Here is a 14,668-nt window from a genome sequence, read left to right as displayed (position 1 = left end):
TTACCCCGGCACATTTTGGCCCCTACGCCACCGGCCTCAGGTGCGAGCCCCTGCCCTTCCCCTTCTTCTTGGTGGGCTCGGGTGCGTCGTCGGCCTCGTCACCGTCGCCAGTAGCATCGGACTCATCACGCACACCACTAAGGATGGTGTCCAGCAGGAACGGCACCCCGTCAACGCGCTGGGAACCGGCGTGCACCCGCACCACAGACTGGGTTGTGCGGCCATTGCTCACCCGCGCCCAGCCGAGCTTCCTGCCCTCGGGGTTGAGTTGCGGGACGGTCAGGTTCTCATCCCAGGCCGAGGCCCACGCGGTGGTCTGCTTCTGTCCGGCAGGCAGCAGGTGGGAGTAGCGAGCCTGAGCCTGGGTGAAGGCCGATTCTGGGTCCAGTAACACCACCTCCGTGGCCCGGTCGCGGCCCTTGACGACCCAACCGATCGTCGGGCCCTGCGGGCGCCATTCGTTGCCGGATTTGGACCAGCCCAGGTGGGAGTTGGCTAGGTCGGCATCGGGGCGATCTTTCACCGGCGGCTGCGTGGGGTCAACCAGGGAGATCACGTGAGCCTGGCGGCTCTGCAGCAGCAGCGTGGCAGCCTGCACCGCACGACGCCCCGGGGAGGTGCCCTTCTGAGTGTCGTGAGCACGTGCCACCTGCTGGATGACCTCAGCGGGCAACCCCAGCAGTTCCAGGCGGCCCACCGTGCCTTCATCAGCACCCAGATCCTCAGCCATCCGCCCGAGTTGGGCCAAGGACAGCATGACGTCAGCGGCCATGCCGGCGTGGCGGGAGGCGTCCCCATCCTTGCCCTCCCCGGCAAGTTCCTGTGCGGCCAGGTGGGTGCACCCCTGCAGTTCGGTCTCAACTTCTTCGACGAGTTCTGACCAGCCACCTTCCAGTTGAGTGGCCTTCCACAAGTGCCAGCGGATGAGGGCCCCTGCCAGGCGGGCCGGCTCGCCGGTGACCTCGCGCATCCGCACCAGGTGGTCGGTCACGCGCCGATCAGGTGCCAGCACACCGTCCCCGAAGTTCAGCACCACCATCCGGTCCCCCACTGAGGACACACTCGGCTCGTTCTCGGCGGTGACGATGAGCAGCGCACGGGGGTTGTTCACCTCCCGGGAGGTCATGTCGGCGTTCATGCGCCGCTTGCCCTGGCCGTTGTGGATCGACCGGATCAGGTCGCCCATCGCGGCCTCCTCCCGGCTGGCCTGGTTGCGGTCGGTGGAGGGTGCCAAGTCATCGGAGACCCAGATGTTGGAGTGGGCCACCGAGTGCTCCATCGAGGCGATGGTGTCCTTGGCGCTACCGGGCAGGCGCCCATCACCCCACGTGCCGGGGCGCGGCTGCCAGAAACTCATGCACTGCGAAGCAGTGAAGGACTTCCCCGAACGCCGGGCACCGACGAAGTAGGCCACCGTCGAGGGCCGCAGCGGAACAGCAGGACGCAGCGCGATGCCCAGCACGGTGGCGGCCATACGGATGTCGGTCCAGGCACCGGAGTCGATGTAAGCATCCAGCACCGCCCTCAGGTCCAGAAGTGCCTGCTCACGCCAGTCCACCCCTTCTGGTGGGCCCATCACCCCGAAGTTGGAGGCACCAGAGAGCACCTCATCGTCCACCCCGATGATGGAGGAGTCGGTAACCACGCCTTCCTCTGTGACCACGGTGTTGCCGGCGATGTACACCGGCAACGACTTGCCATCACTGGCACTGGTGGGCACGTACCCCATCGACTTCCACCGCACCGACTCCACGGTGTCTGTGCGCCGGTGGGCTTTGATGGCCTTCAGCCACTGCAGCCCTTTCTCCGGTGGCCACTCGGGGTGGCGCAGCAACCCGGTGGGCATGTGGGCTCCCTTGCGGTCCCAGTCCTTGGGGGCATAACCCAAGATGGGCGCCGGACCTGTGACCCGCCCGGTGTGGTGGGTTCCATCAAGGGAGTCCTGCCACTTCAGTTCCAACTCCACGTGGGCATTCGGGTCGTCCACCGTGGGACTGATGAGCCCGGTCTGCATCTCGGTGGCAGTGGGCTGACGCAGGTGCTCCACCCGGGAGACCCGGCCACCGATGGGCACCTGGTCCTCCCACCTGGGCGCACCCGGGCTGCCATCATCCTGAGCAGTGGCCTTGGCCTCCTGGGTCCCCATCCCATCAGGTGTGACCCGCCAGTCGCCCACGTTGCCCTCATCCTTGCCCCTGGGGCGTGTGGGCAGGTCAGTCAGTGCACCAGGTAGGTCCTCCCAGCGGCCCAGTTCGCCCAGGTAGTCATCCACCCCGACCTTGCGGCGGGCGGCCTCATCGCTCACCAGGCCGAGGTTGACCAGGTGCACCCCGGTCATCTTCCGGCCCTCCAGGTACTCCATCAGTTGCTGGGCCTGCCTCCAGACCATCAGGTTCGCCCCCGCGTCGGCGTCAAAGGCCACCCATGCGGACTTGTCCCGCAAGGTCAGGGCCGCCCACTCATGTCTGTTGCGCCAGTTGCCCACTCCGACGAAGGAGATGATGAGCATGCGCTGGTCCTTTGGCACCTTGGCCATCAACTTGCGCAGTTCCCCCGCCGGGTCACCGCCGCCGTGGGTCTTGGCCAGGTCGGCATCGCTGATGCCGCTAGCGCGCAGCATCGCCGTCAGCGCGGCGTCGCCCTTGATGAGGCCCTCGGTGAAGAAGATCGTCGAGCCACTCTGGTTCCAGTCCGACGGGGTGGCCGGGTGCAAGTCCAGTTCGGTCTGGGTGCCAGCGAACATGTCGTACTTGCGTGAACTACCTCCTGCCCTGACCGGTGGCAGTGGCTCCGAGGGGCGCAACTGCAGCGAAGTGTGCTTGGCGATGCGCCCTGATACCCCGGCCGCCAGGGTCTCATCCAGGCGGTGCCAGGGCATGAGCATCGCATCGCCCTGCCCGACGTTCAGTTTCAACTTCTGCCCGGCGGCCGACGTCATCGAACCGATGCGGTAGGCCGAGGCGGCCTGGCGAACCTCATCAGGCTTCACGGTGGCATACCCGCGGGCAGCGGCCACCAACGGGGCCACTGCGGAGGTGGCGAGCTTGTCTGCTCCGGAGCCACCTCGCAGGAAGGTGAACTGGTCGGCGGTGAAAGTCGGACGAGGCTGGTTGGTCAATCTGCTCATGGGTGATCTAGCCCGGGTGCCCCGATTGCCCTGAACACCCGAGTTGACACCTTTCGACACCTCCAGGATCGGCGGAATCATGCGGGAAAGTAGGTGTTGAGACCGACCTTGCACCACTTTGACACCTCGGTTTTCCAAAAGGTGTCAAGTCAAGGATGAGTCAAAAGCGCAGGTCAGAGCGCACGCGAGTATGTATGTATGTATGTTTTGACACCTTCACACCACAAACACACACATACACGTGCGCGCGGGCACCTATATACGTTGAAGATAGATACCCCGATGTCCCCTATACGTATGCACTGGGAAGGGTGTCAAGGTGTCAAAACACCGTTTTTCGACCTCCGCACCCCTCTGACCTGCGAAGACGCTCAGAAAGTTTTGACACCTGCAAGGTGTCAAAGTTGGGAGAAAGGTGTCAATTGACACCCGATCAGCCCCAAAACAGCCCAGGCGCGCCCCCGAAAGCCACTTTCGGTGCTCCCGGCCCCCCGCCGGCGAACGCGCCCCGGAGCAGAAAACACCCAACCGAAGGGCACTGAGCCGACACTTGGGGCCACCTGAAGACCACCAGAGGCAGCGAGTCAGGTCACCAAAGGGTCGATCCTGGAGGAGGTAAAGAGATTTTACCTACGGCAATTCTCGTGTCTGAACGGGGTCGTAGAGGTATGCCGGCAGTGCCCCTTCGGCGCGGTCGGCCTGCCAGGAGGCGGTGTCGAACACCTCGCCGCTGGCGAGTTGGGCGGCGTAGTGCAACCACATCAGTGCGGTGGTGTGCGCCCAGGTGTCCTCCGGGCCTGTGTACACCTGCCGGCGCCACAAGGCCCACCGCAGGGCAGGGGCTGCGATGTCGAATGACTCCGGCCCCTCTGCTCCCAGCACCTGTAGCGCCCGGACCCCGAGGTGGTAGTCCGAACCGCATAGCGCCAGCACCGCCGCGCTGGCCGGTGCCAACCCCTCGACGAGCACGATCAACTCTCGGTCGATCAGAAGGTTCGCATGCGAGGCCGGAACCAGGTCCGCACCGTCGCGCCAAGTACCGAACTCACCGGTGGCACTGGCCGCACCCAGCCCGGGTGGCGGGGGCGCAGTGCCCAGCAAGGTGATGTCAGCCTCCCCTTCCACCGGCACGCGCGCTGACAGTGCTCGCCACGGGTCCACCTCGGGCAGCGAGGCCACGAGGTCCCCGATCACCCCAGTCAGCCAGTACCTGGCCCGGGGCGCATCGAGGGCCATCGTTGTCCGGGCCTGCCGGGCGATCTGGGTGGCCAGTCCTGGGCGTACCAGCGGTTGCCCGAGCGTGGTGACCCAGGCTGCAATGTCCTGGTCATCCCACTGGGGCTGGTCACTCATCGCGGCATCCGCGGTGTGGACATGCATCGGTGCCTCGGCACCCTTCTGGTCGGGGAAATAACGTCACAGGGCATGGCACCCCAGCCTATCGGCGCAAGATCCGCGGCGCAGCAGGCACCCACGGGCCAGCTGGTGACAGGTCTGAGCAACGACGCCGGGCTAGAACTGCCATGTCGCAGAAAATCGGACTGGTCAGCCTGCCCGGGCTCATCCCCATACTCCAAGCCCAGGGGTATGAGGTGGTATCCGGTGAGGACTTCCGCACCGCTGCAGCCCAGATCCGCCTGGGCCTGCAAACCGGGGACGCCTTCCCGGTCCTAGTCGGCGATGGTCACGACACCCATGTCTCTGCTGCAGCCTGGCTGAGGTCGGTCTCGGCGAACACCGCGGTGGTCCTCATCTCCCTGGAGCAAGCAAGGGGCCTGGAAGCCGATGCCCTCAAAGCCAGCCACCCCGCACCAGTGGGACTGGGCGATGTCTTGATGGCTGCCGGCATCCCGTTGCCTTTCGATGCCGCCTTCGCCACCACCATCAACGCCGATGGCACCGTGACACAGGACCACCAGCCCCAGCCAGAGCAGTCACCCGGCACCCCGCAGGCTACGACCGGCGCCCGCGCCGACGAGAACGACCCGTGGGCCTCCAGTTCCGTCGTCCCGGGCGTCCAAGTGCCCCAAGAACCGATTACCCCCGCCCCCGCGCGCGAGCAGGAAGACGACGAAGACCTGTGGGCCACCTCCAGCACCATTCCGAACATGCCACAGGCACCCCAGCAGCCCGGCGCACAGGCCGTGGCCCCCGAACCCGACCCGGCTCCAGATGAACCTATCGCCCCCGCCGTGGAGCCCGAGGAGGAGTTTACCGCTGCACCCACCACACCGGGTACCACAGTGGTCGATGACGATGACGAGGAGGAGTTCGACTTCGACGAAGTAGACACCGACCCCGCTCCCCCGGCCCCTGAGCATGAGCCGGTGCCGCAACCGGCCCCTGCCTCACCGCCCACCCAGGAGGCCGCTGCCGCTCCGGTCGCCCCTGCCCCCATTCCTACCCCGCCACCGGTTGCTGAACCCGAGCCGACAGCAGCCCCTGAGCCTGTCATCGAACCGGCACCGGCGGTCTACGTCCCAGAGCCGGCCACCATGGCTGACCTTGGTGACCCGGTGGCAGCGGCAGGACTGGATGACCTGGACTCCATCCTCGCCCAATCCGCAGCGCCACATGTCCCACATGCTGGCGCTTCACGCGCCGGGCAGGTCATCATCTCCATGTCGGGAAAGGGAGGCAGCGGGAAGAGTTCAGTTGCCCTGAGCCTGGCCCAGTACGCCGCGCTGAACGGCCCTGAGGGCATGCGCGTGACGATTGTGGACGCCAACCGGGGCCAGGGTGACTTGCGCACCTACCTGCGCATCCCCAGCGCCCCCATCCCCACCGTCTACGACGCAGTGCGTACCGGGGACGCCGCGGTGACCTTGTCAGCCCCAGAAGTGTTGGCCCAGTACCGCGATGACCAGTGGGGGAGGCTCGGGTTTGCACTGCTGCCCGCTCCCCCGCCGGACTTGGCCAACCCTGAAGTGGTCACTGCCGAGGTGTACGCCAAGGCAATCTCCTACGCCCGCAGCGTGTCGGACCTGGTGGTCATCGACACCCAGATTCACGAGGCATACGACACCTCCCAGTTGTGGGACCGGGTCATGATCCCGCTACTGGCCGATGATGCGTGGGGCCTGGCCGTCACCGACACCTCCCCGCCAGGGGCGCGCAACCTGGTGGAGCGCCTGGGAGCCCTGGAGCAGGCAGGTGTGCCTCGGGACCGCACTCTCATCACCTTGAACAAGGTCGGTGAGAAGGACCTGGAAGCCGCCGAGCTGCTCTCCACACGCCTGTCAGGCATCGGTCGCTACGTGGGAACCGTGCCGCTGGACCTGCGCATCGAGACCGAGATGAAGGTCGGTCGCCTGCCGCACGACAACGAAAACCTGGCCCCCGTGCTGGCCACGGCCCTGCACATCGTGACCGGCCTGAGCCAGTTCGACCCGGCCCTGCTGGACACCGAGGAACCTGGTGGGCTTACCCGGCTGTTCCGCCGGAAGGGGCGCCGATGAGCCGCCGCAAGCAGTACCAGGGCCGCTACCCCACCACCTCCATGGTCAAGGACAACTGGGCCGACTACGGCTCCTGTACTCCGCAGAACGCTGGCGAGGACTGGGACCCGTCCCTGCACTACGACACGGCCCGCATCAAGAATGCCAAGACGGTGTGCGCCACCTGCCCCGTCATCGCCCAGTGCCTGGGGTTCGCCCGTACCAACGACACCTCTGAAGGGGTGTGGGGCGGTGAGTCGTTCTGGCCCCGCAGCCCGGGCCGGCCAGCATCCGCCGAAGCACGGCAGGCGGCGGCATGAACACCACCCAACGACATCCTGGTGTGGAGCGCCTCACCGGCATGCTCGCCCGCATTCTTCATGGCCGGGCAGCACAGGTGGGGCGAGAAGAACTGAAGGCAGCACCCACAGGAGCCACCCTGTCCCTGTTCGTTCTGCCCGAATGGGGGTGGGCCATCTCCCGCATCGACGTGGGGCGCAAGGACCGCATCCCCGGCTCCACTGACCGCCTGCTACTCCCGGTGCGACTGACGTGGCGCCCCGGGAGTGTGGTCGTGGCCAACCAGGTGACCAAAGCACATTTCACGGCCGCCGGGATGGGGCACAACAACACCGGCACCATCCACCTGGACCCCGGCGCCGAGGAAGCCCGCGGGTCACTGGCCGACGGCACTTTGGACCCAGATGAGGTCTGGGGTTCGGTTGCCACCGGCCGGCGGGCGGTCCGCGGCGAACTGGACCGCCTCATCGAAGACGGCCGCGGCGCCTACTGGGAAGTGCTGTCTCTACTGGAGGAGAAGGTGGAACGGGCCCTGCACCGGGCCACCTCCACCGCCACGCAGGACATGGGGCCTCGTGCCGAGCGGGCCAAGGCGCTGGATGACATCTCCCTGGAGACGCTGCGCTCGACCATGGTCTACGGCGACGATGCCCAGGATGAGCCATCACCGGTGCAGCGGCTAGTGGAAAAGTGCACCTCACCCACCGCGTTCGTGCGGGTGGACCCTGAACGCTACGTGCTGACCGCGGTGCACCGTGATGCCCGCCAGGAGGTGCGCAAGGCCATCGGTGACCCCCGCATCGGGTCCAAGATCCGCGCCGTGGCCGCCGAGCTGGGGCCGGTGGGCCTGGATGAACTCATCGCTGCCTACCGGGCCAAATACCCCGCGGACCGGCTTTCGGTGAACCGCGCACTGGCGGCTCTGTCGCTGCGTCCGCACCCGAACGCCTCCACGTTCCCGCTGGCCACCGATGACTTCGGCGGAGACGACTTACAGGCGGCGTCATGAGCCAGAGAAAAGATCTCCTTCCGGTGCCTCAGAAACGGGTGGGTCGCGCGTCGATCTATGTGACGCCCACGGGGATGGTGTCCCAGCCAACAGAGAGGTGTGGTTGACGGTGGAAAGAATGACGCTGGGCAACCGGCCCCCGCAGGTTGACCTCGGGCGGGCGAACCTGGCCAAGGGTGAGGCGGAGCGGATGCGTGCTGAGCATCTGCTCGGCGTCGCCGAGGGCTTCTTGACCATCTGGGATGTCATCGCCGAGGCCGCTAGGGACACCTACCGGGCGCTGCTGAAGATCCGGCTGCGCCAACTACTGCTGTCCCAGCCCGGGTGGCGGCCGGCCAGGGCCGATGCGGTCGTCACCAAGACGATGGCCACCACCGGGGCGACCTCAACGCGTGATGAGATGCTGAAGCTTCGGTTGAGTTGGTTGCTGGACTCCCGCACGGGTGGCAACCGGCTGGCCGCGCTGGCCGACGCCATCTTGTGCCTTGAAGACCCCGGCCCGCCATGGCCGGGGTTCCCCTACTCCCCCGCCCCCAAGGGCCACCCGGCTGCAGTCAGCGATGGAGCGGTGTGATGAGCGAGCACAATATCCCTGGCGTTGACCGCCCCAGTCTGGACGTCCTGGCCGACATCGCACAGATGCCGACCGGCCCGCAGCGCGAAGTGGCCGTGGAACAGTTCATCGCCGCCCGCCTGCCGCTGTTCAACCGGTACGCCCGCTCACTGTGCCGCACCAACTCGGTGCCGGCCAATGACTATCTGGAAGACATCACCGCCATCGTCGCCGAGGTCGCCTGGGAAATGATCCGCGAAGCCCTGCAAGACCCCGGCCACCTGAGTAAGTACATGACGTGGGAGGCGATCCACTTCCGCCGAGCACGGTCCAAGGTGCGCTCCTACGTTGACCGCACCAAGACCCCGGCATCAGGGATGACCACGGTGATGCGCCGCTACCGCGAGGTGCAGCGCACCCGGTCGCTACTGCGCGGGGAACTGGACCGCGAGCCGAGTGATCCTGAAGTGGTCGCTGAGACCAACAAGCGCCTGTCCCACCTGAAGGACGCCGCCTACCAGGGCATGCACATCACCTCCGCAGACCTGCAGATGCCAGGCCAAGTCGGTGACCCCGACATCGCCCTGGAATCGCACAAGGTGGTGGACTATGCCGAGGACTACATCCTGCACCCCACCGAAGGTGCCACCGTGGTGCGCCAGACGATCACCGCCGCCCGCGAACACCACCCGACCACCGGCCGCGTGGCCGAACTATGGATGGGGGATGTGTACGCCGAAGGCGGGCCCGGGGAGGGCACCGACACAGTCACCCACATCTGCCACGTCCTGGCACTGTCCCGCCCTGCGGTCCAAGGACACATTTCCCAGGTGCGCCAACTGGCCGTGGGAGTCCTTGCAGGCATGGGTGTGGACCTGGAGGGTGTGAGCGCCTGAGCGGTCGCGCCCGGACGCACCGGCTGAGCAGAGTGCGGCTTGCCCGCTGAACTGTGACCAACGGGAGCGGTCGACCCATCCCTGCGATCTGCGGTACCCACTACCGGCCCGGAAACACGCACAGGCTAACCCGGCAGGAACGCGTGCACCTGTCTCAAACCCGATCGCGGACCAGCCACGCCGCACCGCCGCCGATGCCCACGGCCAGGAAGGTACGCCCGTCGACCCCGGTAGTGGGTGGGGCCAGCAGCACCCATGCCGCGAGCAAGACGCCAGCGGTCAGCAGGGTCAGCAGAGCGATGCCCTCGGGGCGGGTGATCGGTTCCATGCCTCATAGGTGTGCGGCAGCGTGAGGTTGGCGCCCCGCAGGCTCACAAGGCGCTTGGTCCCGGCCCCTTGGGGTAGGTGCCTTTCACCTGATCGGCAGCCAGTGCGCAGATGAGCACCGAGCGCAGTTCCTCCCCTGCACCGGCATCCCCGGCCCGGGAGCCGAGCCACGCCAGCACCCCGGTGGCGATCATCTCGATGCCCGAGCGGACCTCACCGTCCACGCTCATGCCGTCCAGGACGAACTTTGTGGTGACGAAGTCGGTGGCTGCGGTGATGATTTGATCGCCCGGGCTGACGGTACTCATGCCGCTATATCCCGCCGCACCGCAGCCAACCACCAGCGTGGTTCTGGTCCGTAGGCCTGATCGTCACCAGGATCGGTGATCACGCCCTACATCCGCACCAGGTCCTCCTCGTTCACACCGTTGCCTCCTCGGTGTCGGTCAGGGCTGCGGCGAAGCGTAGATAAGCGGCGGTGACGATGTCCCCGGTCTCTTCTACGAACATCGAGGTCGCCGCGAAGGTCAGGTGATGGGCAAGGTTCTGCTGTTCGGCGGTCGCGGTTTGCACTGGGCCCTCCTGAGTCATCCAGTGCGCCGGGGTCGGCGCTACCAGTGATGTGTGCGGGTCGCTCCGGCTTGCGCCACAGGCTTATGCGGCTACCCGCTCCCGCGACAGGCGGACCCGGCGCACAGGCTTGGGGATGGCCGCACCACCAGCGGGCGGGGTGGGCTCATCATCGCCCCGGCGCCAGTCGCTCATGCGCACCACGTTGCTGGTCGTCTTGGTCCTCATGCCGCAACAACCTCCTCCTCGTCGAGTTCGGCTAGGACGCACAGCGCGCAGAGGTGCTGCCCACTGGTGGAAAGGTCATCTCCCCCGGCGCAGCGGAAGCACACCGACGGATCGGCGACGGTGTTGGCGGTGGTCCTCATGCCCTATAGGTGTGCGGGCTGAACGCACTGGTGCCACGGGCGGACATACCACCGAGCCGAGGTCAGGGCCAGGTGCCAGAATCGAACCCATGTACGCACCGGTGCAGTCCTGGGACGGCGACAAGAACACCTGGGAGCAGCCCAGCAACGCCCTGGCCGTGCCGGACCACTACACCCGGGCCCGCAGACCCATCACAGTGATAGCCACGATCATCTGGCCGCGCAGCGGAACCGGGCAGGTGCCAGGCATCGCCGAAGCGTGGACGCCCCGCGCCGTGCTGGTCTACATCGACGACCGGAGGCTGCGAATCCGCGGTGTGTGGCTCCCGGCACACAACGTGCGCCGGGCCTGACCTACACGTCGCCCTTCAGCGCCAGGATGCCCAGCCCCACTCGGGCATAGGCCCGGATGCGGTCCTCCTCGGCCCGGGCCAGCGGCAGAGTGCCACCCTGCTCATCAGTGCCGCCGGTGAACACCGCGGGTCCATAGTAGTCCTGGTAGTGCGCCCCGCGCAGCGAACCAGCGATCGCGGTGGCAAGCGGGTTGCGCCCGTGGGTGAACAGCCCTTCCTCGTTGACCCACATGCCGATGGCGGGGGTCAGCGCGACCAGATCCACCAGTCCCTCGACCCCCTCCTGCAGGGCCTGCAACTGCTGCCCATCAGCCCAGCTCACCTCGGTGACTTCACCGGTCTCGGTGATTCGCAGAGCGTGGGACATGGAGCACTCCTCGATTCTCGGCCAGCCAAGGTGGCCGACCTACTTGCACCAAGGTGTGCGGCTCGCGGTCGCCTGTGCCACGGGTGGCGCGGACCGGGCGGTCAGCGACGCAATTGACCACTCACGGGGGATAACTCGCTCAGGCGCCCTTCGCCAGGCGATCCGGGCCTTCCTCGGCGAGGTCGATGACCCACTGCTCGCTGTCGGTTCCGAGTCGCTTGTTGATCGTCACGATGACCTGCGCGGCTGCGATGCGCTCCTCGCGGGTGATCGGCTCAGCCGCGGTGTGCGGGTGCGTGGTGGTCACGGTTCTTCACCTCCGGTGCTTCCAGTTTCCCTCAGTTCTGCACTGGAGTCCACATCGCGGGCTACCGCATGTGCTGAGGCTGCGATGATCCTCAGTTCGCGGGTATCGGCCCATTCACTTGACCCCAGGACTTTTAGCACATCCCACCCCACCATTCGGGCCCTATGGGAATCGTGCAGGATCAAGTCCAGTGCCCACTGAGTTCGTGCCCACCATTGATCCTTGCGTGCGGCTTCGTGGCGCTGCCGGCGATCCGCTGCTGCTGCATTCTCACGCTGCCGGCGGTCGGAGCGGCCTACGCGCCACACGACCAGGGCGCTGAGAGTCGCCCCGATGATGGCGCCGACGAGCCCGAAGACTGCTTCGCCCATGTTCCCTCATCCCGGATCAGTCGTTGAGTTCATCGGCATTCCGCTTTTCGTAAGAGCACCTGCAACCGTCGCGTCGCTGACCGCCACCTGCAAGGTGTGCGGAACCGGACAGCATGTGCCACACCCCTGGTTGGGGCGTCCTGCCTTCTTCTAGCCCGCGCCCCCGCTCCCGGTGCGCCACCCCGGAACCGCGGCGTCCGGTGCCTGGGCCCGTGGGGCGCAAAGTTTCTCCTGGCTGGCTGACTTCGTTTTGCGGCTCGGGTCACGCCCGCGGGTGGCCAGGAAGGCGGCATACTCCCGGAGCCGTTGGTCGAACAGCGCACGAGGCCGGTGACGCTGCTGGCTCCAGTGCGGGTTCACTTCATCGAGCAGTTGCACCCGCTCAGGTGCCAGCCGACCCCGGCGGGCGGCCCAGCGCTGGTAGTGCAGCCAGCGCGCAATGACCTTCTCGTGGCGATCCGACGACCCCTCTGAGGGATCTCGCCCGTGTTCAACTCGGAACGCGGCGTACTGCTGTATCCGCTCCTTGAACGAGACTCGCTTGCGAGCCATGCCGCTCCTCTGGTCGGTTCCTAGATCCCCTCGCTGGGATCTAGCCCGGATGCGTCCGCTCAGCCTGCGAATACGCTGACGACCCCCTTCGGGAGATGGAACCAGGGGTGGGGCCTACAACCCGGAGAGATGACGGGCGCACCTGCCCGGCGGGCGGGGTTAGGGCCGGTACGGCACGTCCTGCAGGCGGCCCATCAAGGAGTACAGGTAGTCCTTTCCCGATCCTGGGCCCTTCATCTTCTCGAACTGCCCGGTGGAGGCCAGGACGCTGCGGCCCACACGGTCTAGCACCATCCGGCGCGACTGCGGTGGCACCGGCATGGAGCCCAGTCCGGCCGGTTTGATGGTGGGCGCCCAACTGCTGTCATCGGCGTAGATGTCCAGGGTGATGTCGGTGAAGTTCTCACCCCGGTTGCCCAGCAGGTGCAGGCTCGGCCCATCGACGACAGCAGTGACCTGAGGGGGACGGTCAGCGCCGCCCTGCTCGGCCCGGGTGATGCCCGCGCTGTTGATCTCGGCGTTGACTGCCTCCTGCCGCCGTGCCTGCTGGCGTCCGTGGTGCACCGCCTGGTCCAGATCCCTACTCAGGTCATCGACGCTGTCCGAATCGGCATCAACTAAGGTGTTCTCCCACCTCGTCCGGCCGTCGGGGCCCTCCTCATTCCACGCCACGTAGAGCGTGGGGCTGTCCTTCAGGCGCCCATCGGCATCCGCTGTTGCCACCACCCTCACATCGGCAGCGGCCTCCTCGCCGAACATCACCTGCCCGGTCGTGGCGCGCAGGTCGATGCGCCTGCCCGCATCGCTGGAGTAGCCGGCATCGGTGATGTGTGCACCTGGCACCAGTTGCCCCAGTCGCTCACCCAAGACTTGCACTGAAGCGTCTATTCCGTCGCCCTGTGGTGCCAGACCCAGCTCGGAGGCGGGTTTGTGGTTCTCGGCGAACTGGCCGCCGGTGGGTTGGCCGGAGGGCTGGCGAAAGGTGTTCTGATTGTGACTGCTCATGGTGGTGATGTGTGCGGGCGCACCGGATCCATCAGCGGTCAGGGCCGGGAGTAGCGGTCCACCTGCGCACCCAGGTCACGGGCGATGTCTTCGGCCATCTCGTACATGTCGTCGTGATGGCGCCGGACGCGCTTCAGGTCCGCCAGCAGCGCGTGGGCCTTCTCCTGGTCACCGGCCTTGTGGGCCTTGGCCGACTTGGCGCGCAACTCATAAGCGCGGCTGCGAGCGGCATCCAGGGGGCTGACCACCCGGGCGTCCTGGTAGAAGTTCACGTCGAAGTAGTCGCTCTGGGTGTCTGAGCCGTCCCAGTTGTACTGGAAGGCGATCTTGCCCAGCCGCTTCTCGATCTCCTTGACGTAAGGCGACTTCTGCAACTGCGGCTCACCGTAGCCCCTCAGTGCATCACGCCGGTCGTAATACTCCAGCGGCCCCGTCCCTTCGGCGGTGATGTTGATCGAAGAAGACAACGAACTGTCGTGCTTGTGCACCCGGTAGTCCAGGTCCTCGGGCAGGTAGCCGCCGGCGACGGCATTCTTGATGTCCGCACGGATCATCTTGTTGATCTCGGTGGTGGACCGGTACTGGCCGTCGGTGGTCAGCGCTCGTCCGCCGTAGGTCTTGGAGTACATCTCATCGCCTGCGGGCACGCCGCTGGCCGGCTGCCACGTGGGGTTGGCATCAAGCAGTTCTGGCGCGGTGTCCAGCATCCGGCGTGCGTACTTGGCAAGCGCCGGGTCATCAGGGTTGGCCCGCATCTGCTCCACAGCACCGCTGCGGTCCTGCAGCACATCGGGGTACAGACCCTCCTCGGCTTCCAGTTGGTCGATCGCATCGGCAACGATCAGGGCGCCGCCGTCGGACTCCAGGCCGAGGGCTATCCCGGCCGAGGCTCGCTGGCTCTCTGCGAACTGGCCACCGGTGGGCTGGCCGGACGGATGGCGGACGATGTGCTGGTTGCTCATGACGATGGTGTGTCCGGGCGCACTGAGGTGGGCCGAACGTTGGGTCCCTGTGGACGATTACGATTCGATAATCTCCCCCAATCTTTGCCTACACATCTTGGCGTCCATGTGTGGCCCGGGAGAGTGTGACCCCCTTGGTGTCCGTGGCGGAGCCACCCAACTCA

The 14,668-nt window shown here is 66.5% G+C and carries 18 protein-coding genes; 6 read left to right on the top strand and 12 right to left on the bottom strand.

What is annotated here, in order from left to right; genetic code table 11:
- Positions 1 to 22: 22 nt before the first annotated feature.
- Both ACO0LU_RS18780 and ACO0LU_RS18775 read right to left on the bottom strand, forming a co-directional pair.
- Positions 23 to 3,127 (bottom strand): hypothetical protein, encoded by a 3,105-nt coding sequence (locus ACO0LU_RS18780; protein WP_424792877.1) that lies wholly within the window; start codon positions 3,125 to 3,127, stop codon positions 23 to 25.
- Between the two features lie 630 nt (positions 3,128 to 3,757).
- Positions 3,758 to 4,480 carry a hypothetical protein gene (locus tag ACO0LU_RS18775; RefSeq protein WP_424792876.1) on the bottom strand — a complete coding sequence of 241 codons (723 nt, stop codon included), beginning with the start codon at positions 4,478 to 4,480 and terminating at the stop codon, positions 3,758 to 3,760.
- A 170-nt stretch (positions 4,481 to 4,650) separates the two neighbouring features.
- Between ACO0LU_RS18775 and ACO0LU_RS18770 the strand changes: the two genes are divergently transcribed.
- The 5 genes from ACO0LU_RS18770 (at position 4,651) to ACO0LU_RS18750 (ending at position 9,322) form a co-directional block, all read left to right on the top strand.
- A complete protein-coding gene (locus ACO0LU_RS18770; RefSeq protein WP_424792875.1) occupies positions 4,651 to 6,585 on the top strand; it encodes a hypothetical protein in 1,935 nt (644 codons plus the stop codon).
- A complete protein-coding gene (locus ACO0LU_RS18765) occupies positions 6,582 to 6,884 on the top strand; it encodes a WhiB family transcriptional regulator (RefSeq protein WP_424792874.1) in 303 nt (100 codons plus the stop codon). The genes ACO0LU_RS18770 and ACO0LU_RS18765 overlap by 4 nt, the downstream gene beginning before the upstream one ends.
- Positions 6,881 to 7,873 carry a hypothetical protein gene (locus ACO0LU_RS18760; RefSeq protein ID WP_424792873.1) on the top strand — a complete coding sequence of 331 codons (993 nt, stop codon included), beginning with the start codon at positions 6,881 to 6,883 and terminating at the stop codon, positions 7,871 to 7,873. Before ACO0LU_RS18765 ends, ACO0LU_RS18760 begins: the two co-directional genes overlap by 4 nt.
- A gap of 109 nt (positions 7,874 to 7,982) precedes the next feature.
- Positions 7,983 to 8,447, top strand: coding sequence for a hypothetical protein (locus ACO0LU_RS18755; RefSeq protein ID WP_424792872.1), 465 nt, complete (start codon positions 7,983 to 7,985; stop codon positions 8,445 to 8,447).
- Complete coding sequence (locus tag ACO0LU_RS18750) at positions 8,447 to 9,322, top strand: hypothetical protein (protein ID WP_424792871.1); 876 nt, start codon at positions 8,447 to 8,449, stop codon at positions 9,320 to 9,322. The genes ACO0LU_RS18755 and ACO0LU_RS18750 overlap by 1 nt, the downstream gene beginning before the upstream one ends.
- Positions 9,323 to 9,476: 154 nt before the next feature.
- Here ACO0LU_RS18750 and ACO0LU_RS18745 read toward each other — a convergent pair whose 3' ends face one another.
- From ACO0LU_RS18745 to ACO0LU_RS18725, 5 genes are all read right to left on the bottom strand, one after another.
- On the bottom strand, positions 9,477 to 9,650 hold the full coding sequence (locus ACO0LU_RS18745; protein ID WP_424792870.1) for a hypothetical protein: 174 nt from the start codon (positions 9,648 to 9,650) through the stop codon (positions 9,477 to 9,479).
- Positions 9,651 to 9,693: 43 nt separating this feature from the next.
- Positions 9,694 to 9,957, bottom strand: coding sequence for a hypothetical protein (locus ACO0LU_RS18740; RefSeq protein WP_424792869.1), 264 nt, complete (start codon positions 9,955 to 9,957; stop codon positions 9,694 to 9,696).
- Between the two features lie 112 nt (positions 9,958 to 10,069).
- Positions 10,070 to 10,222: a hypothetical protein gene (locus ACO0LU_RS18735; RefSeq protein ID WP_424792868.1), complete on the bottom strand. Its 153-nt coding sequence runs from the start codon at positions 10,220 to 10,222 to the stop codon at positions 10,070 to 10,072.
- An 81-nt stretch (positions 10,223 to 10,303) separates the two neighbouring features.
- Positions 10,304 to 10,447 carry a hypothetical protein gene (locus tag ACO0LU_RS18730; RefSeq protein ID WP_424792867.1) on the bottom strand — a complete coding sequence of 48 codons (144 nt, stop codon included), beginning with the start codon at positions 10,445 to 10,447 and terminating at the stop codon, positions 10,304 to 10,306.
- Entirely contained in the window at positions 10,444 to 10,587 is a 144-nt protein-coding gene (locus ACO0LU_RS18725; RefSeq protein ID WP_424792866.1) for a hypothetical protein, read from the bottom strand. The genes ACO0LU_RS18730 and ACO0LU_RS18725 overlap by 4 nt, the downstream gene beginning before the upstream one ends.
- Before the next feature lie 89 nt (positions 10,588 to 10,676).
- On the opposite strand from ACO0LU_RS18725, the gene ACO0LU_RS18720 reads away from it, so the two are divergent.
- Complete coding sequence (locus ACO0LU_RS18720; RefSeq protein ID WP_424792865.1) at positions 10,677 to 10,940, top strand: hypothetical protein; 264 nt, start codon at positions 10,677 to 10,679, stop codon at positions 10,938 to 10,940.
- 1 nt (position 10,941) lies between these two features.
- Here ACO0LU_RS18720 and ACO0LU_RS18715 read toward each other — a convergent pair whose 3' ends face one another.
- The 5 genes from ACO0LU_RS18715 to ACO0LU_RS18695 form a co-directional block, all read right to left on the bottom strand.
- A complete protein-coding gene (locus ACO0LU_RS18715; protein ID WP_424792864.1) occupies positions 10,942 to 11,307 on the bottom strand; it encodes a DUF3846 domain-containing protein in 366 nt (121 codons plus the stop codon).
- A gap of 139 nt (positions 11,308 to 11,446) precedes the next feature.
- Positions 11,447 to 11,614: a hypothetical protein gene (locus ACO0LU_RS18710; protein WP_424792863.1), complete on the bottom strand. Its 168-nt coding sequence runs from the start codon at positions 11,612 to 11,614 to the stop codon at positions 11,447 to 11,449.
- Positions 11,615 to 12,135: 521 nt separating this feature from the next.
- The gene (locus ACO0LU_RS18705) at positions 12,136 to 12,537 is read right to left on the bottom strand and encodes a helicase associated domain-containing protein (protein WP_424792862.1); all 402 of its coding nucleotides are present in this window, start codon (positions 12,535 to 12,537) and stop codon (positions 12,136 to 12,138) included.
- A 159-nt stretch (positions 12,538 to 12,696) separates the two neighbouring features.
- Entirely contained in the window at positions 12,697 to 13,542 is an 846-nt protein-coding gene (locus tag ACO0LU_RS18700; RefSeq protein WP_424792861.1) for a hypothetical protein, read from the bottom strand.
- Between the two features lie 38 nt (positions 13,543 to 13,580).
- The gene (locus ACO0LU_RS18695) at positions 13,581 to 14,504 is read right to left on the bottom strand and encodes a hypothetical protein (RefSeq protein WP_424792860.1); all 924 of its coding nucleotides are present in this window, start codon (positions 14,502 to 14,504) and stop codon (positions 13,581 to 13,583) included.
- Between the last annotated feature and the right edge of the window lie 164 nt (positions 14,505 to 14,668).

This window comes from Pseudactinotalea sp. Z1748, from assembly GCF_049725185.1.
GTDB lineage: Bacteria > Actinomycetota > Actinomycetes > Actinomycetales > Beutenbergiaceae > CALKWS01.
The sequence above is the reverse complement of the archived record's forward strand: the minus strand, read 5'-3'. Positions and strand labels throughout refer to the sequence as shown.

What these genes read in the sequence shown, in the direction of transcription:
- ACO0LU_RS18780 (WP_424792877.1), bottom strand. Translation starts at nt 3,127, where the DNA reads ATGAGCAGATTGACCAACCAGCCTCGTCCGACTTTCACCGCCGACCAG.
- ACO0LU_RS18775 (WP_424792876.1), bottom strand. Translation starts at nt 4,480, where the DNA reads ATGAGTGACCAGCCCCAGTGGGATGACCAGGACATTGCAGCCTGGGTC.
- ACO0LU_RS18770 (WP_424792875.1), top strand. Translation starts at nt 4,651, where the DNA reads ATGTCGCAGAAAATCGGACTGGTCAGCCTGCCCGGGCTCATCCCCATA.
- ACO0LU_RS18765 (WP_424792874.1), top strand. Translation starts at nt 6,582, where the DNA reads ATGAGCCGCCGCAAGCAGTACCAGGGCCGCTACCCCACCACCTCCATG.
- ACO0LU_RS18760 (WP_424792873.1), top strand. Translation starts at nt 6,881, where the DNA reads ATGAACACCACCCAACGACATCCTGGTGTGGAGCGCCTCACCGGCATG.
- ACO0LU_RS18750 (WP_424792871.1), top strand. Translation starts at nt 8,447, where the DNA reads ATGAGCGAGCACAATATCCCTGGCGTTGACCGCCCCAGTCTGGACGTC.
- ACO0LU_RS18745 (WP_424792870.1), bottom strand. Translation starts at nt 9,650, where the DNA reads ATGGAACCGATCACCCGCCCCGAGGGCATCGCTCTGCTGACCCTGCTG.
- ACO0LU_RS18740 (WP_424792869.1), bottom strand. Translation starts at nt 9,957, where the DNA reads ATGAGTACCGTCAGCCCGGGCGATCAAATCATCACCGCAGCCACCGAC.
- ACO0LU_RS18730 (WP_424792867.1), bottom strand. Translation starts at nt 10,447, where the DNA reads ATGAGGACCAAGACGACCAGCAACGTGGTGCGCATGAGCGACTGGCGC.
- ACO0LU_RS18725 (WP_424792866.1), bottom strand. Translation starts at nt 10,587, where the DNA reads ATGAGGACCACCGCCAACACCGTCGCCGATCCGTCGGTGTGCTTCCGC.
- ACO0LU_RS18720 (WP_424792865.1), top strand. Translation starts at nt 10,677, where the DNA reads ATGTACGCACCGGTGCAGTCCTGGGACGGCGACAAGAACACCTGGGAG.
- ACO0LU_RS18715 (WP_424792864.1), bottom strand. Translation starts at nt 11,307, where the DNA reads ATGTCCCACGCTCTGCGAATCACCGAGACCGGTGAAGTCACCGAGGTG.
- ACO0LU_RS18705 (WP_424792862.1), bottom strand. Translation starts at nt 12,537, where the DNA reads ATGGCTCGCAAGCGAGTCTCGTTCAAGGAGCGGATACAGCAGTACGCC.
- ACO0LU_RS18700 (WP_424792861.1), bottom strand. Translation starts at nt 13,542, where the DNA reads ATGAGCAGTCACAATCAGAACACCTTTCGCCAGCCCTCCGGCCAACCC.
- ACO0LU_RS18695 (WP_424792860.1), bottom strand. Translation starts at nt 14,504, where the DNA reads ATGAGCAACCAGCACATCGTCCGCCATCCGTCCGGCCAGCCCACCGGT.